This is a genomic window from Lacticaseibacillus zeae DSM 20178 = KCTC 3804, from assembly GCF_000260435.1.
In the GTDB taxonomy this organism is placed as follows: Bacteria; Bacillota; Bacilli; order Lactobacillales; family Lactobacillaceae; genus Lacticaseibacillus; species Lacticaseibacillus zeae.
Map to the genome: position 1 here is coordinate 41,274 of NZ_BACQ01000023.1, position 21,018 is coordinate 62,291.

General features: G+C 47.3%; 17 protein-coding genes and 1 tRNA gene. 1 reads left to right on the plus strand and 17 read right to left on the minus strand.

The features are described from left to right. Positions 1-16 precede the first annotated feature (16 nt). The 5 genes from eno to GSO_RS04300 form a co-directional block, all read right to left on the minus strand. Positions 17-1,321: a phosphopyruvate hydratase gene (gene eno / locus GSO_RS04280; RefSeq protein ID WP_010489337.1), complete on the minus strand. Its 1,305-nt coding sequence runs from the start codon at positions 1,319-1,321 to the stop codon at positions 17-19. Positions 1,322-1,369: 48 nt separating this feature from the next. After that, positions 1,370-2,125, minus strand: coding sequence for a triose-phosphate isomerase (gene tpiA / locus GSO_RS04285; RefSeq protein ID WP_010489338.1), 756 nt, complete (start codon positions 2,123-2,125; stop codon positions 1,370-1,372). A gap of 78 nt (positions 2,126-2,203) precedes the next feature. Beyond that, complete coding sequence (locus GSO_RS04290; RefSeq protein WP_010489340.1) at positions 2,204-3,394, minus strand: phosphoglycerate kinase; 1,191 nt, start codon at positions 3,392-3,394, stop codon at positions 2,204-2,206. Between the two features lie 179 nt (positions 3,395-3,573). Continuing rightward, positions 3,574-4,596, minus strand: a complete 1,023-nt coding sequence (gene gap / locus GSO_RS04295; RefSeq protein WP_010489342.1) for a type I glyceraldehyde-3-phosphate dehydrogenase — start codon at positions 4,594-4,596, stop codon at positions 3,574-3,576. Positions 4,597-4,632: 36 nt separating this feature from the next. Further along, positions 4,633-5,670 (minus strand): sugar-binding transcriptional regulator, encoded by a 1,038-nt coding sequence (locus GSO_RS04300; RefSeq protein WP_010489344.1) that lies wholly within the window; start codon positions 5,668-5,670, stop codon positions 4,633-4,635. A 605-nt stretch (positions 5,671-6,275) separates the two neighbouring features. On the opposite strand from GSO_RS04300, the gene GSO_RS04305 reads away from it, so the two are divergent. Further along, positions 6,276-6,347 (plus strand) — tRNA-Arg (locus GSO_RS04305). Between the two features lie 95 nt (positions 6,348-6,442). Here GSO_RS04305 and GSO_RS04310 read toward each other — a convergent pair. The 12 genes from GSO_RS04310 to GSO_RS04365 form a co-directional block, all read right to left on the minus strand. Beyond that, entirely contained in the window at positions 6,443-6,781 is a 339-nt protein-coding gene (locus GSO_RS04310; protein WP_010489345.1) for a hypothetical protein, read from the minus strand. Between the two features lie 23 nt (positions 6,782-6,804). After that, positions 6,805-7,407 carry a DUF5067 domain-containing protein gene (locus GSO_RS04315; protein WP_010489348.1) on the minus strand — a complete coding sequence of 201 codons (603 nt, stop codon included), beginning with the start codon at positions 7,405-7,407 and terminating at the stop codon, positions 6,805-6,807. Positions 7,408-7,754: 347 nt separating this feature from the next. Further along, entirely contained in the window at positions 7,755-8,345 is a 591-nt protein-coding gene (gene clpP / locus GSO_RS04320; RefSeq protein WP_005684526.1) for an ATP-dependent Clp endopeptidase proteolytic subunit ClpP, read from the minus strand. 117 nt (positions 8,346-8,462) lie between these two features. Then, the gene (locus GSO_RS04325; protein WP_010489365.1) at positions 8,463-8,918 is read right to left on the minus strand and encodes a MarR family winged helix-turn-helix transcriptional regulator; all 456 of its coding nucleotides are present in this window, start codon (positions 8,916-8,918) and stop codon (positions 8,463-8,465) included. A gap of 300 nt (positions 8,919-9,218) precedes the next feature. Further along, complete coding sequence (whiA, locus tag GSO_RS04330) at positions 9,219-10,166, minus strand: DNA-binding protein WhiA (protein ID WP_010489366.1); 948 nt, start codon at positions 10,164-10,166, stop codon at positions 9,219-9,221. A gap of 4 nt (positions 10,167-10,170) precedes the next feature. Then, on the minus strand, positions 10,171-11,199 hold the full coding sequence (mgfK, locus tag GSO_RS04335; RefSeq protein ID WP_010489368.1) for a gluconeogenesis morphogenetic factor MgfK: 1,029 nt from the start codon (positions 11,197-11,199) through the stop codon (positions 10,171-10,173). Beyond that, on the minus strand, positions 11,196-12,083 hold the full coding sequence (rapZ, locus tag GSO_RS04340) for an RNase adapter RapZ (protein ID WP_010489370.1): 888 nt from the start codon (positions 12,081-12,083) through the stop codon (positions 11,196-11,198). Before rapZ ends, mgfK begins: the two co-directional genes overlap by 4 nt. A gap of 137 nt (positions 12,084-12,220) precedes the next feature. Next, positions 12,221-12,760 (minus strand): HdeD family acid-resistance protein, encoded by a 540-nt coding sequence (locus GSO_RS04345; RefSeq protein ID WP_010489372.1) that lies wholly within the window; start codon positions 12,758-12,760, stop codon positions 12,221-12,223. 205 nt (positions 12,761-12,965) lie between these two features. Continuing rightward, positions 12,966-15,854: an excinuclease ABC subunit UvrA gene (uvrA, locus tag GSO_RS04350; RefSeq protein WP_010489374.1), complete on the minus strand. Its 2,889-nt coding sequence runs from the start codon at positions 15,852-15,854 to the stop codon at positions 12,966-12,968. Positions 15,855-16,050: 196 nt separating this feature from the next. Then, positions 16,051-18,066 carry an excinuclease ABC subunit UvrB gene (gene uvrB / locus GSO_RS04355; RefSeq protein WP_010489376.1) on the minus strand — a complete coding sequence of 672 codons (2,016 nt, stop codon included), beginning with the start codon at positions 18,064-18,066 and terminating at the stop codon, positions 16,051-16,053. 172 nt (positions 18,067-18,238) lie between these two features. After that, positions 18,239-18,886, minus strand: a complete 648-nt coding sequence (locus GSO_RS04360; RefSeq protein WP_010489378.1) for a YfbR-like 5'-deoxynucleotidase — start codon at positions 18,884-18,886, stop codon at positions 18,239-18,241. A 205-nt stretch (positions 18,887-19,091) separates the two neighbouring features. After that, positions 19,092-20,819, minus strand: coding sequence for a phospho-sugar mutase (locus GSO_RS04365; protein ID WP_010489380.1), 1,728 nt, complete (start codon positions 20,817-20,819; stop codon positions 19,092-19,094). Between the last annotated feature and the right edge of the window lie 199 nt (positions 20,820-21,018).

Here is a 21,018-nt window from a genome sequence, read left to right on the forward strand (position 1 = left end):
CAGCAACGGCGATTAATTAGTCGATTGCTTTAACGTTGTAGAAGGACTTGCGACCCTTGTATTGTGATTGTGCACCTAATTGATCTTCGATGCGCATCAACTGGTTGTACTTGGCAATCCGGTCGGTCCGGCTCATGGAACCGGTCTTGATTTCACCGGCGTTGGTTGCAACAACCAAGTCAGCAATCGTGGTGTCTTCGGTTTCACCGGAACGATGTGAAACAACGGCGGTGTAGCCAGCCTCTTTAGCCATTTCAATTGCTTCGAAGGTTTCAGTCAAAGTACCGATTTGGTTCAGCTTGATCAGAATTGAGTTAGCAACGCCCATATCGATACCCTTCTTCAGGTAATCGGTGTTGGTAACAAACAGGTCATCACCAACGATCTGAACTTTGTCGCCCATCTTCTGGGTGAATGTCTGCCAGCCTTCCCAGTCGTTTTCGTCGATAGGATCTTCAACAGAAACGATCGGATACTTGTTGATGTAACCATCGATCATGTTGGTCCATTCTTCGGTGGTGTACTTCTTGTCAGGGTTTGACCACTTGGTTGTGTAAGTCTTGGTGTCGGCATCGTACATTTCTGAAGCCGCAACATCAAAGGCCAAGGCAATGTCGTCGCCTGGCTTGTAGCCAGCCTTCTTGATCGCTTCAACAAGCAGTTCGAAGGCTTCTTCGTTGTCCTTCAAGTTAGGAGCGAAGCCACCTTCATCACCAACAGCGGTAATGTCACCTTTGCTCTTCAACAAAGCCTGCAGTGCATGGAAGGTTTCTGAACCCATGCGAACGGCTTCACGAACACTCTTGGCACCAACAGGCATAATCATGAATTCCTGGAAGTCAACAGTGTTAGTTGAATGTGCGCCACCATTAAGAACGTTCATCATTGGTGTTGGCAGAACATGAGCGTTCGGGCCGCCAAGATATTGATACAATGGCAGGCCGACTTCATCAGCAGCAGCACGGGCAGCGGCCAAGGAAACACCCAAGATGGCGTTGGCACCCAGCTTGCCTTTGTTTGGTGTACCATCAAGATCGATCATGGTTTGGTCGATCAGGCGTTGTTCGGTAACGTCAAGGCCAATCACAGCCTTGGCAATTTCATTGTTGACATGACCAACGGCCTTCAAAACACCCTTGCCGCCAAAACGATCCTTGTCACCATCACGCAGCTCAACGGCTTCGTGTTCACCGGTTGAAGCACCTGATGGAACTAATGCGCGGCCAAAACCGCCATCTTCGGTATACAATTCAACTTCAACAGTAGGGTTGCCACGTGAATCCAAAACTTCGCGTGCCAATACATCAGTAATGATAGACATATATTCTTCTCCTTTTTGCCAGAAGGCTGTTTAATATTGGAAACCAGATTAATCTTGGTAGTTAGCCAAGGCGATGAAACTTTCAGGATCCATCGAAGCGCCACCGACTAAGCCGCCATCGATATCAGGCTTAGCCATCAATTCTTTAACGTTCGCTGGTTTAACGGAGCCGCCGTAAAGAATCCGAACAGCGTCTGCCGTGTCTTTATTATACAACTTCTCAACGGTCGCACGAATGTGGGCAACAACTTCTTGTGCCTGATCGGCAGTCGCAGTCTTACCAGTCCCGATGGCCCAGATTGGTTCGTAGGCCAAAACAGAAACTTTGACTTGATCGGCCGTTAAGCCAGCCAAAGCAGCTTCGATTTGCGAAGCAACCCAGTCTTCGGTTTGGCCGGCTTCACGCTGGGTCAAACTTTCGCCACAGCAGATGATCGGCAGAAGATTGTTCTTAAAGATAGCCTTAGCTTTCTTATTGATATCTTCGTCGGTTTCGTGGAAGTAACCACGACGTTCGCTATGGCCGATGATGACATAATCAACGCCCATTTCCTTTAATGCTTTCGGGCTGGTTTCGCCGGTATAAGCACCTTCATCTTCAAAGTAGCAGTTTTCTGCCGCTGTCTTTAAAGGTGTGCCTTCTGCTCCGGCAACCAAAGTCGTCAGATCAATGGCAGGTGCGCCAATAACCGTTTCAACTTTGCTTGCGTCAGGCAGTTTGCCTTTCACAGCATCCAAAAAGGCTTGCGTCTCCTTGGGGTTTTTGTTCATTTTCCAGTTACCAGCAATGAATGGTGTCCGCATGACTTAGCTTCCTTTCATTATGTACCGACACGCTCAGCACGTGTCGGCATTGACTGTTAGATCAGCATCACTGACAAATTACTTGTCAGAAATGGCTGCGATACCTGGCAACGTCTTACCTTCAAGATATTCAAGGCTAGCACCGCCACCAGTGGAAATGTGGGTAATCTTAGGTGCGATACCCAATTGCTTGGCAGCAGCGGTTGAATCGCCACCACCAATGATTGTCGTAGCATCCTTCAAATCACCGAGTGCACGGCCGACTTCCAAGGTACCTTCAGCATAATTGCTCATTTCGAAGACACCCATTGGGCCGTTCCAAACAACCGTCTTGGCACCTTGCAAGGCATCTTTGAATTCTTGAATCGTCTTCGGTCCGATATCCAATGCCATGTAGCCATCCGGAATATCGCCTTCAACAACCTTATGAGGAGCATCGTTTGAAAATTCTGGGGCAACAACAGAATCAACAGGCAAAAGCAACTTATCGCCGGCTTGGTCCATAATCTTCTTGGCTAAGTCGATCTTGTCTTTTTCAACCAATGAGTTACCAATACTCATACCTTTGGCTGCATAGAAGGTATAAGTCATGCCACCACCGATAAGGATCTTATCAGCTTTAGGCACTAAGTTTTCGATGACACCGATTTTATCGGAAACCTTGGCACCACCCAAGATAGCGATGAATGGGTGCTTCGGGTTGTCAACAGCGTCGCCTAAGAACTTGATTTCCTTTTCCATCAAGAAACCGGCAGCTGTTTGCTTCATGTTGGAAGCAATGCCGACGTTGGACGCATGCTTACGATGTGCCGTACCAAAGGCATCATTGACGAACAGGTCGCCAAGGCTTGCCCAGTACTTGCCTAATTCAGGATCATTGCCGGATTCTTTCTTACCGTCAAGATCTTCAAACCGGGTATTTTCCATCAAAAGCACATCGCCATCGTTCATCTTGGCAATGGCATCTTCCAGTTCCTTACCGCGGGTAGCCGGTACAAAAGTAACTGGCTTCTTCAGCAATTCACTCAAGCGTTGAGCAACTGGCTTCAACGTCAGCTTAGCCTTATCTTCTTCGGTCTTAACCCGACCAAGGTGTGACAGCAAGATTGCCTTGCCGCCGTGATCAATGACATATTGGATGGTTGGCAATGCTGCCACGATCCGGTTGTCATCACCGATAACGCCATCTTTGATCGGCACGTTGAAGTCAACGCGGATCAGAACTTTTTTATCTTTAACATCTAAATCTGAAACGATTAATTTAGCCAAAAGATTTGACCTCCTTCATTTTCCCAAAGATGATGGATGAACATGGTCCTCCACCATGGTGCTCGCAAAGGGCAAAAATCATCGTGTTTGCGTTGGTTTTTGTCACCTTTCCAAAAAAAGCGGAGGGAGTAAAGCTCCCTCCGCTTCGGATGTTGCGGTTAGAAAAGCGTTACTCCGGATTAGAGAGTAGCAAATTTCAGCAAGGTACGGATCATCTGGCAAGTAAAGCCATATTCGTTATCGTACCAAGCAACCGTCTTAACTAATTGATAGTCACCGGCAGTTGTAACTTCAGTCTGAGTAGGATCGAAGATTGAACCATAAGTCGTACCGATTACATCGGAAGATACGATTTCGTCTTCGTTCCAGCCGAAGCTAGGGTTGTTTTCGGTGTGCTTCTTGATAGCTTCGTTGACTTGGTCAGCTGTAACGTTCTTGGTCTTCAGGATGGAAACCAATTCGGTCAAGGAACCGTCAACAACAGAAACACGCTGTGCGTGACCCTGCAACTTGCCGTTCAATTCTGGGATAACCAAACCGATAGCCTTAGCAGCACCAGTGCTGTGAGGAATCGTGTTAGCAGCGGCAGAACGTGCAGCACGCAGGTTGCCACCACGAACCGGGCCGTCAAGCAGCATCTGAGTTGAGGTGTAAGCGTGAACGGTGGTCATGGTACCAACTTCAATGCCGAATTCCTTGTTCAGGAAGTAAGCCATTGGTGCCAAGCAGTTGGTCGTGCAAGAACCAGCAGAAACAATCTTATCGTCTGCATTCAAAGTGTCATCATTAACATTGTAAACGATGGTCTTCATCTTGCCAGCTGGGGCAGAAATCAGAACACGCTTTGCACCTGCATCCAAATGAGCTTGTGACTTTTCAGCAGAGGTATAGAAGCCTGTGCATTCAAGAACATAGTCAACGCCATCGTTCTTAACCCAAGGAATGTTCTGGGCTTGCGGTTCTGCGTAGACGCGGTATTCTTTACCGTCAATGACAATACCGTTATCGGTTGCACTAACTTCACCAGGGAAAGTACCGTGAGTTGAATCATACTTAAGCAAGTGAGCCAGCATGGTTGGGCTGGTCAGATCGTTGATCGCAACAACCTGGATGTCATTGCTCTTTGCACCCAATTCGTAAATACGACGGAATGCCAAACGACCGATACGGCCAAAACCATTAATACCAATCTTAACAGTCATGCTAAAATTTCCTCCTTTAGGAAATAAGGTTTTATTCTAACGGGTTGCCCCAGTTAAAATCGAATTTGTTGCACCGATGTCAGTTAACAGCCACGTTCGACTCGGTGCGTGTTGCATGTACGCCGCAATTGCTTTGGCTTTACTTTTACCCGCCGCAACTGCGAAGACATACGGTATATGATCAAGATCCGCAAGCTGTAATCCGATTTGCGGTATCTTGTAAACGACCTTGCCCTTGGCATCATAGAAAACACCGAATGCCTCGGCAACGGCATGTTTGGCTTTCAACATGCTGATCGTATCAGGCGACATGCCACGGCGCTTAGCCATGACCAGCGCATCGCCCACACTATGAATCACTACCTGAGCTTTGTCGATAAGGTTTAAAACCTCTCTTACCGACGGCTCTTTGATTAAGGACTCATAGGACTCCGAGCTTAGATTCTCAGGAACATATAAAGCTCGGTATTTGCTATCGGTTGCTTCTGCCATTGCGGCCGCAATCGAGTTGGCCTGAATGGTCACGGCTTCACCGAGGCCACCCCGTGCAGGGACAAACGACAATTCACGACCCGCAGATAGCTGAAAAGTTAACTGCGTGGCTAAATGTGCCATCGTTGTGCCACCCATAACGGCAATCGTTAAATGCCCAGGTGGTAACAATAACTGTAAGGTTGAATTCAACGTTTTGCCAAGTTCATCAAGAACCCGACTACTCTGATCCGCATCCCCGGAAACGACCAGACAATGGTCAATGCCAAGATGCGTTGCCAGCCGCTTTTCATCATCTTTGATTCCCAGCAACTGATTCATCAAATGATCGAGGCCGTGAAAAGTTTCTAACCCTTTTGCTGTCAACACCATGCCAGATTTCGAACTTTCTAAAAGTCCCTGTCCGCGCAAAAAATCCGTTTCTGTACGTAACGCACGTTCTGAAATCTTCATCTGTTCGGCTAATGTTCGCCGGCCAACCGGTGCCATCCAGTTAATAAATTGAAGGACCTGATAGCGTTTAGTGACGACGCCCATCAGATCAGGCGCGATCGCTTTGAGCCACGCAAGTTCAGTATGCATAAGGCACGTCCTTCTTTAATGGGTCATTTCACGTCCCTCCGAGTCGTTTTCCGACCCAGCAAGCTGAAAAAAATTAGGAACCCAACGTTTGCTGTTTTCCCTTACCAACAAAACCAATTGTAGCAGGGGTTCCGCTTTATCGCAAGTCTGTTGCCTAAATCGTCTTAAAGTAATCACAAAACCGGCTAAGTTTGAACATCTACTTCAAGAATGGTTCAAATGTTCGGCAATTACCAGTTTTGGCAACCTCGCTGCGGCTTTTTGATATCAGGGGTTTCGGCTTGCTTCTAATGAAATTTTCATGCACTGTATTTCGGTCTATTTCAACAGCCTACACACAGCCAGTTATGGGTTCTTTCGTCACTGCTTGTTCTGTTTTGAGCATTTTTCAAGCCAAAGTGCCATTTTGTGAGTGGTTAATTTCAATTTGGGTTTTCTTAGCTTAAATGTAACGAAATTGCTTAGAAATATGGCTTATAAGTCTTTGACAATTCCCCCGCTACCCATTTCGTTTAGATTCTACGTGACTATTATTTCCGTATGCCATAGCATTGCAGAAAAGACTTGCAAATTGGCAGCTGATTGAGTAATATAATTAGGTACTTGCGCGGTTAGTGTAATGGATCGCACGTGAGATTCCGGTTCTCGAAATCCGGGTTCGACTCCCGGGCTGCGCAGAAACCCGTTAATTTGGGAAAAGTCTTTATAATTAAAAAAGTCCGCTACGGCGGGCTTTTTAATTATACTGAAGTGAAAAAATGGCCGATAAATATTACTTTTTGAGATCGGTGTAGGTAATGACCCAAGATCCCAGAGTGCTTGCAGCCTTCTTTACTTTAACAATGACTGTGTGCCCTTTTTTAACCTTTGGATTCTCTTCGCTTACAAAGTTAAGATGTTTGCCTGCTTCCAGATTGAACCCAAACGCACTATTGGGTTCAATTTTTTTGACCTTAAATTGAACGGTTTTACCTTTCAAATCCTTACCAGCATTCAAGGCGCTTTCAGCTTTTGCCTCAGTATAATCTGGCTTAGGCGCGGCGCTTCCACAAGCCGTAAGCGCGAATAAAATTGACAACACTGCGATTACTGTTAATAGACCCTTTTTCATGAAAAGTCTCCTCCCCAAATTAATTATTGAACGTCATAAGTCTTTGTTCCAAGTGTCTTAAAGTTCGAATTACTGAATTCTAAGGTAACTGGATTGGTGTTCTTCAAAGTGTAAACTAAAACCGTTTCGACTGTTTTCCCCGGTAGCAGGTTATTGTGAAGATTGTCTTCTTGTGCCTGCAAAGGACTTGTGCCATCTTCATTTAGCTTGACTGTGCCAGGATCGAGATGAACGTTTGAGGTGTCAGTCTTTTGTTTTGCGTTAATGACCATGTAAAAGTTTGAAGGATCCTGCTCTTCCTTCGAATTGTTGCGAATCGTATTGTATATAACCAAAACTCTTTCGCCATCGGTAATGCTGTCGCGGACTTCTGATTTCGTCAATGTCATGGTTTCATTGCCAGCATAGAAAATATTGCCTTTGAAGAACCATTCATGATCCGCATCGGTTGGAACGCTGGCAGTGTCACTCGACTTTTTCTTGGGTGTTGCCTTATTAGTAGCCTTTTCGACTTTGCTGCTGGCTGATTTTGAAGCTCCTCCCTTGCTACTAGTCGATGAGTTACCACACGCGGTTAATAAGATAGCTGTGGCTAACGTTGCACCAATCAAGATAGACTTCTTCATTTCTTTTCTCCTCCGTAGTAATATCATTTGTGTAACACAACACCAACCTGGTCTGGCCCAACAGATCAGGGTTTTTAATTGCCAGAGTGATGGCTGAAGCTCATGAAATATCAGTGAAATCTGCTGACGTATGCAATTATAATGCTTAAGTGGAAGCGCTATCAAGCAAGCTGATTAACAGAGTACCAACGGTCGCGGTTAGAAATCGGATTGCACGCAAGTCCTATTATTCACCGTATATGATTCGTTCTTTTGGGTTTTCCCTAAAATCTTTTACGCGCCCCCTTTACTTCAAATCAAAAAAACACACCGCTACTACAATAGCGGTGTGCCGATTCGTTTAAACCTTATTTTTGATTATTCTTATTAACCAGAATATCATCAATCAAGCCATAATCCTTGGCTTCCTGAGCGCTCATATAGTGATCACGTTCAGTATCCTTCTTGATTTGCTCAACTGTCTGGCCTGTTGCATCGGCCAGGATCTGGTTCATCTTTTTACGGGTCTTCAAAATTTCTTCGGCCGCAATTTCGATTTCGGTTTGCTGACCTTGGGCACCACCTGAAGGCTGATGGATCAAAATGGTCGAATTCGGCAAAGCAAAGCGCTTGCCTTTCGTGCCACCTGCTAACAGGACAGATGCCATGGATGCAGCCATCCCAATAGCAATGGTCTGAACATCGGACTTGATGAAGTTCATAGTATCAAGCATCGCCAAGCCGCTGGTGATCACACCACCGGGACTGTTGATGTAAAGGTAAATGTCCTTTTCAGAATCCTGTGCATCAAGAAAAAGTAACTGGGCGATGACCGAGTTTGCCATTTGATCGTTTACTTCACCGGACAACATGATGATCCGGTCTTTTAATAGACGTGAGTAAATGTCGTAAGCGCGTTCGCCACGACTGGTTTGTTCAACGACGGTAGGTACTAGCATGTCCTAACCTCCTGAAAATCGTTTTTTAGCACTCTTTAAAGTACAGTGCTAAGTATACTGCTAAAGTCAAATAAGGTCAAAGATTTTAATCACAATCTTTGACCTTATAAAAATCGTTCAGACTTGTGGGTAGGCGTCGTCAGCGATGGCACTCAGATGCTCATCAACACGCGTTACCTCAGTCTTGATACGATCATATTCAGTTTGCGGCAGATTCATCAATTCCATGCAGGAGCCAACATGTTCAAAAATCTCATCGCGCGCGTCCAAAGCCTTTTGCGTCAAGCTAACATCAACGCGACGTTCATCTTCGGTTGACCGTTTGCGGCTGATCCAGCCATCTTTTTCCAGACGCTTCATTAACGGTGTCAAAGTACCGCTGTCCAACTCAAGTGTTTGGCCCACCTGCTTAACCGACATCGTGCCGTGTTCATATAGCGACAACAACGTAATGTACTGCGGATACGTCAACTTAAATGGCGCTAATGCCTGAGCATAGAAATGATTATATTGTTTCTGTGCCTTGTAAATTGCAAAACAAAGTTGTTCATTTAACGTGATCGGTTTGACCATAGTGCTTCCTCCTAAAACCTAAGCAACAATTGTATCCCGCTGAACGTGACAATTACCGCTTCATCTGGTAATAACATCACTGTAAATCCGAATGTAAACTGACTCATGTTTCTTGTCGTGGCATTCGTCAACCAGTGCACTGCCGGACAGTTTTTAGCATCCTAAAAGTGGCAGCTGGGTCGTTCAAATGCCTACATCAAATAACTTGATGTCGGTTACATTGTACACGATTATCTTGAGGAAACAAAGGCATTATCTTATAAATATGACTTTTTGCTTATCTTGCAATTATCATAGCTGCTAGGCATCTTCCGGTTGCTGGTAACCCTCGGCAATCTGATTGAGTTTGCGCAACCGATGATTGACGCCTGACTTCGAAATTGTCCCACTCGGAACCATGGCGCCCAACTCCTGTAACGAGACATCCGGATGGGCTAAGCGCAAAACGGCAATTTCGCGCAGTTTGGTTGGCAGGTTATCCAACCCCACATGATCTTTAAGATAGTTGATATTCTCAATTTGTTTCTGGGCCGCATCAATGGTTTTGTTCATATTCGCCGTTTCGCAATTAACGAGACGGTTCACTGAGTTACGCATATCGCGCACAATCCGGACATCTTCGAACTTAAGCATCGCATTCGTTGCCCCGATCACCTGCAGGAAATCCGCGATTTTTTCGGCTTCTTTTAAATAAACAATATAGCCGCTTCGGCGTTCGACGGTGCGCGCATTCAGATTGAAATGATTCATCATTTTCAAAATGCCGGCATTGTGATCGGCATACAACGAATAAATTTCCAGATGATAGCGCGATGTTTCCGGATTATTCACCGATCCGCCGGCTAAAAAAGCGCCGCGCAAGTAGGAACGCATCCGTTGTGGTTCTTCCAAAACCGTTGCCGGGACCGTCGTCGAAATCGCCATCGTCGTCGGATCCAAAATTGACAAGTCCGACAGAATATCATTGACGCCTTCTGTCAGGCGGACAATGTACTGATAATTTTTCTTGAGTTTCATTTTGCGATGAACGACCAAGTTGGCTTCATGCCGATAAACCTGGCGAATCAAACTATAAATTCGCCGAGCAATGGCCGGATTTTCGGTTTGAATGTTTAAGACAAACCGATGGGCCATCAATGTCAGGCTGCCGTTCATCCGGATCAATGCCGACAGCTCTGCCTTCGCATGTTCAGGATGAACCTCGAGTTGGGTCAGTTCTTTTTTCACCATACTGGCAAAGCTTGCCATGCCCTCACCTCCGGATTTTCGCACTCACTTGAAAGGCCAAATTCAAAATTTCCTTAGCTACCTTGTCGCCATCATGGAAGACGCCGCGATCACGCAACTTCAAAAAGTCTTCCGAAATCACGCGACAGCCCATGTCACGCAAACCTTGATAATTATGCTTAACCGGCGTCAGAATCTCATTGTACTTTTGGTGATCGAGATAATTCTCGGGAACCGGCTCGATATTGACGAGCACAGTGTCGACAAAATTCTCACCCATCTGTTCATTCAAGACCCGGACATGGTCGGCATCGGTGAAGTTTTGCGTTTCGCCTTTTTGCGTCATGATGTTAACGATATAAATGACTTCGGCCTTCGTTTTCTTCACAGCGTCACCCAGATTGCCAATCATCAGGTTCGGCAGGATACTGGTAAACAGACTGCCGGGCCCCAGCACGACCACGTCCGCGTCCATAATGGCATCAATGACTTCATGGACGGCTTTGGGTTCGCCATTAGCCGGATCGGTTTCGGAGACGGAAATATGCTTGATATTCTTACCGGCCGCGGTAATTTCGGATTCACCGGATAGGCTCGTTCCATCTGTGAATTCGGCATTAAGTGTGAGTGGCGTGTTGCTGGCAGGATAAACGTGACCATCCACCTGCATCATTTCGCTCAACTGCTGAACCGCCGGGAAAATACCGCCTTTCATCTCTGACAAAGCCGCAATGATTAAGTTGCCAATCGCATGGCCGGCAAAAAACGCATCGGTGGTGTTAAAGCGATACTGGAAAATATCCAGATACAGACTCGGCAGCTCCGACAAGGCAACAAGCACATTGCGAATATCACCAGGCGGCACCACGTTAATATAATTGCGAATGGTGCCTGACGACCCGCCATCATCGGCAACCGTCACAATCGCCGTTACGTCAGCATCCTGTTCATGCAGGCTATGCAAGATAACCGGCAATCCGGTTCCGCCGCCAATCACGACGACTTTCGGACGCCGCCCGCGAATGACGCGGATAAATTTAGTTTCCCGACTCATGAACGATTCACCGTCTCCTTATGTTTCTTAATGTCCCGATGGGTAATATCAACCGCATAGGCATCCGAAAATGCCTTACCGATGCGCTCCGCAAACGCAACGCTTCGGTGTTGACCGCCTGTGCAACCGATCGCGATCGTCACACTGGTTTTTCCTTCGGCTTTATACTTGGGCATGATCTCAGCCAGCAAATCGTAAAATTTGTTGTAGAAGCTTTCGGCATCTTCATTGTCCATTACATAGTCATAAACTTCCTGATCCAAACCGGTTTTTGGCCGGTAAGCCTTGACGTAAAACGGATTAGGCAGGAACCGGACATCCATGACAATGTCCGCATCAATCGGCAACCCGTATTTGAACCCAAATGACATGACTTCAATATGAAAGGCTGGCTGACCGCTATTTTCTTTGAAGTTTAAAAAGATCTTTTCCCGTAACTGCCGCGGACTTAACGTGGTGGTATCGATCACGACTTGCGCCCGATTCCGCAACTCGGTTAGTAGCACGCGTTCCTTTTTAATGCCGTCCATCAACCGGCCTTCCATTGCCAAGGGATGGGAACGGCGGGTTTCCTTGTAACGCGAAACCAGTTCTTCATCCGTCGCGTCTAAGAACAAAATGCGCGAATGAACGTAAGCGTTGTTGTCCAGATTAGCCAACATGTCGATAATCTGGTCATAAAAAGCCCGACTGCGCAGATCCACGACTAGCGCGACCTTCGAAATCTTCCCGGATTCCTTAACGAGTTCCCAGAACTTAGGAAGCAGCGCTGGCGGCATGTTATCAACGCAAAAATACCCCAAATCTTCAAACGCCTGCATTGCAACGGTTTTGCCGGCACCCGACATCCCAGTGATAATAACAAGATCCAAACTTTCAGTCATAAAAGGCTCCTTTGTGCTCATATTCAATCAAGTATAACATTCCGGGCGTGTCATTCCTACCATCACAGACTCCCGAAATCAAAAAAGCCGAAGAACCGGCTTAGAAACACCGATCCTTCGGGCTTTTGGTGGACAATTTAAATGTTGCGTCGAGCAAAGGCGATGACAATACACTCGATGCCGAACAGGACGAAGAACATCGCCAGCAAGGTCACCAGCGTCACTGCCGCAATCACCGGCTGCATGAACAGCATCAGCGAAACAATGACCGCCAGAATATCCAGAATCAGATAAACAACAAACCAGCCGGTGCCGGCAACGCGCAGATGACCGACGTTGAACAATGAGCCGACAGAATCGACCAGGAACCAGATAGCAAACATCATGGTGATCGTCGCCACACCTAAGCCAGAATTCAATAAGAAAATCAGGCCAATGACAAGGTCAAAAATCCCCATAATCAAGGAAATCCATGCCAATCTACCGGTAAACTGGCGCAATGTGGAAAAGCCCGCAAGAACCGCAATCCCTCGAATAATGGCAACGACAGCAAAGATAAAGGTAACCGTCCTTAATGTCGCTAACGGGTACCGTAAGACCACAAAAGCAGCAACCAGAAACAGAATACCGGTGATGAACTGCCCCCAGTCAAAGCCAAAACTCTTTCGATTTAACATATTATTCCCTACTTTCTTAATCATTTCTATCATACCATTTCAAAAAGCAATTCAATAAATTGAATTACCGAAATTTTTGAAGACGCTGGCAAATGCCGCTAGCCACGCATGATCCGCAACCTTTAAAAAGTTATCAAAAATCGGTTCCGCGCTGCTCATTTATGTACATAAATAGTCGCGGTTTTAAACGCGACTATCGAACGCTTTATTTCTTAGGTGCACTTTTTGCTTTACCATCCTTGCCCGCAGCCGCTTCTTTGGTCCGTTTGGTGTCACGGATCAGAACCGGTTTGAGGTACTGGCCGGTGTAGCTATCAGCCACCTCAGCGACTTGTTCCGGCGTGCCTGTGGCAATGACACGGCCACCGCCATCTCCGCCTTCAGGACCCAGATCAATGACCCAGTCGGCAGATTTAACCACATCCAGATTGTGCTCAATGACCAAAACCGTGTTGCCTTCATCGACCAAGCGTTCCAGCACTTCCAGCAGCCGCTTAATATCATCGGTATGCAAACCGGTCGTCGGTTCATCCAGAATATAAAAATTCTTACCGGTCGAAAGCTTCTGCAACTCACTGGCCAGCTTCATCCGCTGTGCTTCACCACCGGAAAGGGTTGTAGCACTTTGACCAAGCTTCACATAGCCCAAGCCGACATCCACAATCGTCTGCAACTTGCGGCGAATCTTTGGAATATTTTTGAAAAAGTTGGTGGCTTCTTCAACGGTCATGTCGAGGACTTCCGCAATATTCTTGCCTTTGTACGTCACTTCAAGCGTTTCGGAATTATACCGTTTGCCATGACAAACTTCGCAAGGTACATAAACGTCCGGTAAAAAGTTCATTTCGATCTTGATGATCCCGTCGCCTTTACAGTTTTCACAGCGACCGCCCTTGATGTTAAAACTGAACCGGCCTTTTTTGTAACCGCGCAGTTTGGCTTCATTGGTTTCTGCAAATAATCCGCGAATATCATCAAAAACGCTGGTGTAGGTAGCTGGATTGCTCCGTGGCGTCCGGCCGATGGGGCTCTGATCGATATTGATTAGCTTCTCGATGTTTTTATAACCCAGAATCTTATCATATGGTCCGGGTTTTTCGGAGTTGTGATTCAGCTTTTGGGCCAATGCCCGCCGCAAAATCGAATTGACGAGCGTTGACTTGCCCGATCCGGAAACCCCGGTAACTACAATGAACTTGCCTAATGGAAAATCAACATTGATGTGCTTGAGATTATGGTCGGCAGCCCCTTCCAAACGGATTACTTTGCCATTGCCTGTCCGGCGCTTCAACGGTACCGGAATAAACTTGCGGCCAGATAGGTATTGCCCCGTGATCGACTTGCGTACCCGCGCCACTTGCTTAGGCGTTCCTGCCGCCATGATCCGGCCGCCATGGTCACCAGCACCCGGGCCGACATCGATCAGGTAATCGGCTGCCCGCATGGTATCTTCGTCGTGTTCAACCACAATGAGCGTATTGCCTAAATCGCGCATTTTTTTCAAAGAGGCGATTAAGCGATCGTTGTCGCGTTGATGCAGACCGATTGACGGCTCATCCAGAACATACATGACCCCGCTCAAGTTGGAGCCGATCTGGGTTGCCAACCGAATCCGTTGTGCTTCACCGCCAGACAGCGTTCCGGCACTACGACTCAAGGTCAGATAGCCAAGACCGACATTGACAAGAAAAGTTAAGCGATCGACAACCTCTTTCACGATCGGCTGAGCGATGACACTTTCAGCTTCGCTCAGATGAATCTGCTTGAAGAATGGTAAGGCGTCTTTGATGGCCAGATCGGAAACTTCGGCGATATCACGCCCGGAAATCTTCACGGCAAGCGCTTGCCGATTCAGCCGCTTGCCATGGCAAACCGGGCAAGGCAATGCGGTCATGTAACTCCGCATCTGTTGGCGCGTAAAATCGCTGTTGGTCTCGGCATAGCGCCGGGAAATGTTGGTCAGTACCCCTTCAAACGGGACATCGACATCCCGAACGCCGCCAAAATCATTTTCATAATGAAAATGGAACGGCTTGCCGTTGCTGCCATCAAGGACGACGGTACGTTCCCGCTTGGTCAACTTCTCAAATGGCACATCCATGCGCACTTTGAAGGCCGTTGCAGCTTGTTCCAACAATTCCGGATAATACTGAGAGCTAATAGGATTCCACGGAGCAATCGCGCCTTGTGCCAAGGTCATGCTTGGATCCGGGACAACCAGATCCATATCGACCGTGAGCTTAACCCCTAAGCCATCACATTCCGGGCAGGCACCAAATGGGGCATTGAACGAAAAGAGCCGCGGCTCCATTTCACCAATGGTAAAGCCACAAATCGGGCAGGCAAAATGTTCGGAAAACCGTAACGTCTCGCCGCCAATCACATCGACATTGGCGTAACCTTCCGACAGACGTAACGCCGCTTCGAATGAATCAAACAACCGGCTGCGCGCTTCAGGCTTCACCACAATCCGGTCAATCACGATATCAATATCATGAGCCTTGTTTTTATCCAGCTCATAGTCGGCCGTTGCGTCCATCACTTCACCGTCAACGCGCATGCGCACATAACCTTCACGCATAATCTTGGCGAAGACTTTCTTATGACTGCCTTTTTTGCGCCGCACAATTGGCGACAGAATTTGAATGCGGCTCTTTTCCGGTAATGCTAAGACGCGATCCACCATTTGTTCGACACTCTGGCTCGTAATCGGTGTCCCATCGTTCGGACAAATCGGATGACCGACCCGCGCCCACAACAACCGCAGATAATCGTTAATTTCCGTGACGGTGCCGACCGTTGAACGGGGATTCTTGGAAGTCGTCTTTTGGTCAATCGAAATCGCCGGACTGAGCCCATCAATCGAGTCGACGTCCGGTTTCTCCATCTGGCCCAGAAATTGGCGGGCATAGGCAGATAAGCTTTCAACGTACCGACGCTGGCCTTCTGCATATAGCGTATCAAACGCCAGGCTGGACTTGCCAGAACCTGACAACCCCGTCATGACCACGAGTTTGTTACGGGGAATAGTCACGTCAATGTTTTTTAAGTTATGGGCACGTGCCCCATGGATCACAATTTTATCATTTGCCATTCACAAAAAATCTCCTCAATTAAAACAAGCCGCCGTCTGCCACCAGAATGTCAGCCCATCTGGTGCGACGAAGCGGATCAGTCCCTGCGTCTCATTCAACGCCAGGATCACGACAAGAAAACAGCCACGATCGCCGGATCTAATCAAGGTAATCATGGCTGACTTTGTTTCATCATGCAAGTTCGTTACAAAAATCTCAAGACATATCCGCTTGCAACTCCAGAATGGTATCCCGTAACGATGCCGCCTGTTCGAAATCCAGTTTCTTGGCCGCCGTCTGCATTTGTGAACGCAGGTTGGCCACCAATTCTTTCTTATCGGCTTTGGTCATGTCTTCATAGTCAACCTCGGCAAAGGTCTTCTTGGCCTCGGCTTTCTCATCGTCAGATTGTTCGTAAGTCGAAATAGCTGCCCGAATCGGTTTAATAATGGTCTTAGGCTGAATATGATGCTCTTCGTTAAACTTCTCCTGAATCGCGCGCCGCCGCTTGGTTTCATCAATCGCGGCCTTCATCGAATCAGTGACTTTGTCCGCATACATAATCACTTTACCGTGCTCATTACGCGATGCTCGGCCGATCGTCTGGATTAAAGATCGTTCTGCCCGCAAGAAGCCTTCCTTGTCAGCATCAAGAATCGCAATCAACGAAACTTCCGGCACATCAATTCCTTCACGCAAAAGGTTAATGCCGATCAGCACATCGAACTTACCAAGGCGTAAATCACGAATAATCTTGGTCCGTTCCAATGTCTTGATATCACTATGCAAGTAGCGGACTTTAATGCCCATATCCTTCAGATAATCAGTCAGATCTTCCGCCATTTTTTTAGTCAAGGTAGTAATGAAGACCCGTTCATGAGCATCGATGCGTTTGTTGATCTCACCAACCAGATCATCGATTTGTCCCATCACCGGACGTACTTCAATCTTCGGATCCAGCAAACCGGTCGGCCGGATAATCTGCTCAGCAATATCTTCCTTGGGTACGCGACTCAATTCGTAAGGTCCCGGGGTGGCGCTGACATACAAGATACGCTTAACGTGCTTTTCGAACTCCTCAATCTTCAGCGGCCGATTGTCCAATGCACTTGGCAAACGGAAGCCATAGTCAATCAGCATCTGTTTCCGCGCTCTGTCACCGTTGTACATTCCTTTAATCTGCGGCATTGTGACATGGCTTTCGTCAACCATGATCGTAAAGTCTTTCGGGAAAAAGTCTAGCAGTGTATACGGCGGTTCGCCGGGTTTGCGGCCATCCATGTGGCGGGAATAATTTTCGATGCCACTGGTGAAGCCCATTTCGCGCATCATCTCAATGTCATAGTTCGTCCGCTGTTCCAAGCGCTGCGCTTCAAGCAACTTGTTCTCGCCCCGCAACACCTTCAGGCGATCTTCCAATTCCGCCGAAATACTCTTGATCGCACGTTGCATCTGTTCGTCACTGGTCATAAAGTGAGTGGCCGGGAAAATAGCAACATGATCCCGTGTGCCGATGACTTCACCGGTCAACGCGTCCACTTCAGTAATTCGATCAATCTCGTCACCAAAAAATTCAACCCGAATGGCGTGATCGTCGCGACTGGCCGGAAAAATTTCAACAACGTCCCCGCGAACGCGAAAACGGCCACGCTGAAAATCAATGTCATTCCGATCAAACTGGATATCGACCAGTTGCCGTAGTAACGTATTCCGGTCAATCGTCATCCCGGTTCGTAGCGATAACACATGATTCTTATATTCATGCGGATCACCTAAGCCAAAGATCGATGACACCGACGCCACCACAATAACGTCGTTTCGTTCAAGTAACGCACTGGTTGCACTATGCCGCAACTTGTCGATTTCGTCATTAATAGCACTGTCTTTTTCAATATACGTGTCCGTGCTGGGCACATAGGCCTCAGGTTGATAATAATCATAGTAAGAAACAAAATATTCAACCGCATTGTGCGGGAAGAATTCCTTAAACTCGCCATAAAGCTGTCCCGCCAAGGTTTTATTATGCGATAAAATCAAAGTCGGCTTATTCAGGTTGGCGATGATGTTGCTCATCGTAAACGTCTTCCCGGTTCCGGTCGCGCCTAACAGGATTTGTTCTTTCTTGCCTTCTTCAAACCCTTTTGTCAGCTTGGCAATCGCCTGAGGTTGGTCCCCAGCCGGCTGATAAGGTGAAACCAGATCAAATTTACGATCAGCGATTCGTTCGATCATCGACATGCCTCCAATCAACATGTGACGCGCGGCTATTCACACGCGCATTAACATCCATTTGTATGCGGTATCCCGCCGTTGTACCAAAATTTTTCATCAAAAAAGTTGGAACCGATTTGAAACGCATTCCAACTTTCATCTCGCATATTATAACATAGCGAACATACTTTCGCTACTTACTCGGCTCGTGTTCTGCCATGGTTGCTTTGGTCAGTTTGGCCAATTGATCACGACTGGCAAACTTTTCTTCCAGCATATCCGGCAAAACCTGATCGAGGAAGTACCGGACGCTTGGTCGATTCTTAAATTCCAGAATAGTACTCAGGCTTTCCGTATAGATGTCAAGAAAGACCTGTTCAGGATTGCCTTTTTCAATTTCGCCAAATCCTTCGTAAAGCAAGTCGATTTTGTCGGCCACACTCAAGATTTGGCCCTCAAGCGTGTCGTCTTTGCCTTCAGACAAACGACGGCGATAACGATCCTGAAAATCGCGCGGAATTTCATTTTTGATGAAGTTCTCCGTCATCGTGGCCTCAACGTCGGCAAGCATCTGCCGCAATGTCGGCGTGGCATATTTGACCGGCGTTTTGATATCGCCGATGAAACGTTCCGTGTAATCATGGTTCAGCGACTTTTCGTAGAGCATCTGCCAATTAACCTTGTTCCCCGCCAATTCCTCGACATCGCCCAGCATTTGTGCGATTTCCGCAACCTTGAAGCTGTGGGCCGCCACCGAGTGCTCCTGATACTTGAAAAAGCCCGGTGCCCGCCGCAGTGTCTCCAGATTACTCAGTCCTTGGATAAATTGGTGCATGCCCATGTCAAAATGACCTCCTGTTGTTTGTTGTGACGATCAAAAAAATTACTTAAATTGCTAAAAGACTACCACCATAGCCAGACCATTGCAAGGTGTTTCACATTTTGGAACGGGTTGTCCTTAAGTGAATGCAAACAAATAGACCCTGAACGTTTTGTCAGGATCTATTTAAGCTTACGCAGAAAACACCTTTACCACACTGATTGGCTTAGGCTTCCTCACGAAAATCATGCAAGGCTTTCTCGAACGCATCGAGTTTCTCTTGCGCCTTTGCATCGGTTTCTGCCTTGGTGCCAACATAGAATTTGACTTTTGGCTCGGTGCCGGATGGGCGAATCGCAATCCAGGTGCCGTCTTCCAAAATGTATTTCAGCACGTTGCTAGAAGGCATCGTCAGTTTTTCAACCGTGCCGTCTGCCGACTTCGCTTCTTGACTCAGGAAGTCTTCCACTTTGGCAATCTTGACACCGGCAAAATCATCCGGCTGCTCTTCGCGGAACTTCGTCATGAGATTGGCCATTTGCTTTGGACCGTCAACGCCTTCAAAATCAACGCCAACCGTCTTTTCAGCATAGTAACCATATTTCTTGTATAGTTCCTGAACGCCATCCCAAAGTGTCTTGCCTTGTGACTGATAGTATGCGGCTACTTCAGCCAGCAGAACGGTTGACTGGATTGCGTCTTTATCCCGGACGAATGGTTTGATCAGATAACCATAGCTTTCTTCAAAGCCAAAGAGAAATTCATGCTCACCAGTGGCCTGGAAGTGCTTGATTTGATCGCCGATAAACTTGAAGCCGGTTAGCACGTTAATCATGTCCACGCCGTAATCTTTCGCAATCGCCGTCGCTAATTCGGTTGAAACGATTGACTTCACAACTGCGCCGTTTTTCGGCAACGTGCCAGCTTGTTTGCGGGCTTCGAGAATATAGTGCAGCAATACCGAAGCAATTTGATTACCGGTCAGCAACTGATAATGGTCGCCAACTTTGACCGCGGTCCCCAAACGATCGGCATCCGGATCAGTGGCAATCAACACATCCGCACCGATTTTCTTGCCCAATGCGATCGGCAAATCAAAGACTTGGGCAAATTCAGGGTTCGGGAACGGGGTTGTCGCAAATTCCGGATCAGCAATGCTTTGTTCCGGAACCAAGCGGAAGTTTTCAAACCCGGCATTGCGCAAAACCATTTGTGCCGGAATGCGGCCAGTCCCATGTAACGGGCTATAAACCAGTGACATATTCTTCCCGACAGTGTGGACCAAGTCAGGATTGATTGTCACTGTGGCCACTTCAGCATAATAGGCTTCATCCACATCTTCACCAATCGGCTGCATTAAATCCTTGGCCCGCAACTCGTGAACATTTAACGCTTTAATCGCAAAAAGATCAGATGCCGACCGAGCGTACTTGGTAATTTTGTCGGATTCTTCCGGCGGCATTTGACCGCCATCTGGGCCATAAATCTTGTAGCCATTGTATTGCTTCGGGTTATGGCTAGCCGTAATCATAATCCCGGCGTAAGTCTTCAAATAGCGCACCGCAAAACTCAACTCCGGTGTTGGCCGCAGCTGGTCAAACACATAACTCTTGATGCCGTGAGCACCAAGCACCCCGGCACTTTGATAAGCAAATTCCTGACTCATGTAGCGGGAATCATAGCTAATGGCGACGCCGCGCGCCTTTGTTTCATCCGTCAAAGTATCCATAAACCGCGCCAGGCCCTCAGTTGCCTGGCGTACCGTATAAATGTTCATCCGGCCAATGCCTGCACCAAGAACGCCGCGCATGCCGGCAGTCCCAAATGCCATGGGCGCAGCGAACGCCTCTTCCTTAGTTGTTTCGTCGTCAGCCATTTTCTTAAGATCAGCTTTTAGCTCCGGATCAAGTGTTGGTTCATCAACCCATTGTTGATACGTATCACGGTAACTCACGTGATCAGCTCCTATCTGTCTAAATTAATAATTTCGGGTACAGCCCTTCCCTTTCCAATCATACTATAAGTAACCAACGCTTGGTTGAAAACGCGCTCAAATAAGAAAATTCTTTTGCGATCCATTGAGAAGTTGGGGCAATAAATTCTATACCGTGCCAAACTCCGCAATCTCCGGCCAGCTGGGGCTGGAACGGGGT

Bases quoted from the DNA above. Each gene is read 5' to 3' on its own strand.
- eno (WP_010489337.1), bottom strand. From the start codon at position 1,321: ATGTCTATCATTACTGATGTATTGGCACGCGAAGTTTTGGATTCACGT.
- tpiA (WP_010489338.1), bottom strand. From the start codon at position 2,125: ATGCGGACACCATTCATTGCTGGTAACTGGAAAATGAACAAAAACCCC.
- gap (WP_010489342.1), bottom strand. From the start codon at position 4,596: ATGACTGTTAAGATTGGTATTAATGGTTTTGGCCGTATCGGTCGTTTG.
- GSO_RS04300 (WP_010489344.1), bottom strand. From the start codon at position 5,670: ATGCATACTGAACTTGCGTGGCTCAAAGCGATCGCGCCTGATCTGATG.
- GSO_RS04310 (WP_010489345.1), bottom strand. From the start codon at position 6,781: ATGAAAAAGGGTCTATTAACAGTAATCGCAGTGTTGTCAATTTTATTC.
- GSO_RS04315 (WP_010489348.1), bottom strand. From the start codon at position 7,407: ATGAAGAAGTCTATCTTGATTGGTGCAACGTTAGCCACAGCTATCTTA.
- clpP (WP_005684526.1), bottom strand. From the start codon at position 8,345: ATGCTAGTACCTACCGTCGTTGAACAAACCAGTCGTGGCGAACGCGCT.
- GSO_RS04325 (WP_010489365.1), bottom strand. From the start codon at position 8,918: ATGGTCAAACCGATCACGTTAAATGAACAACTTTGTTTTGCAATTTAC.
- whiA (WP_010489366.1), bottom strand. From the start codon at position 10,166: ATGGCAAGCTTTGCCAGTATGGTGAAAAAAGAACTGACCCAACTCGAG.
- mgfK (WP_010489368.1), bottom strand. From the start codon at position 11,199: ATGAGTCGGGAAACTAAATTTATCCGCGTCATTCGCGGGCGGCGTCCG.
- rapZ (WP_010489370.1), bottom strand. From the start codon at position 12,083: ATGACTGAAAGTTTGGATCTTGTTATTATCACTGGGATGTCGGGTGCC.
- GSO_RS04345 (WP_010489372.1), bottom strand. From the start codon at position 12,760: ATGTTAAATCGAAAGAGTTTTGGCTTTGACTGGGGGCAGTTCATCACC.
- uvrA (WP_010489374.1), bottom strand. From the start codon at position 15,854: ATGGCAAATGATAAAATTGTGATCCATGGGGCACGTGCCCATAACTTA.
- uvrB (WP_010489376.1), bottom strand. From the start codon at position 18,066: ATGATCGAACGAATCGCTGATCGTAAATTTGATCTGGTTTCACCTTAT.
- GSO_RS04360 (WP_010489378.1), bottom strand. From the start codon at position 18,886: ATGGGCATGCACCAATTTATCCAAGGACTGAGTAATCTGGAGACACTG.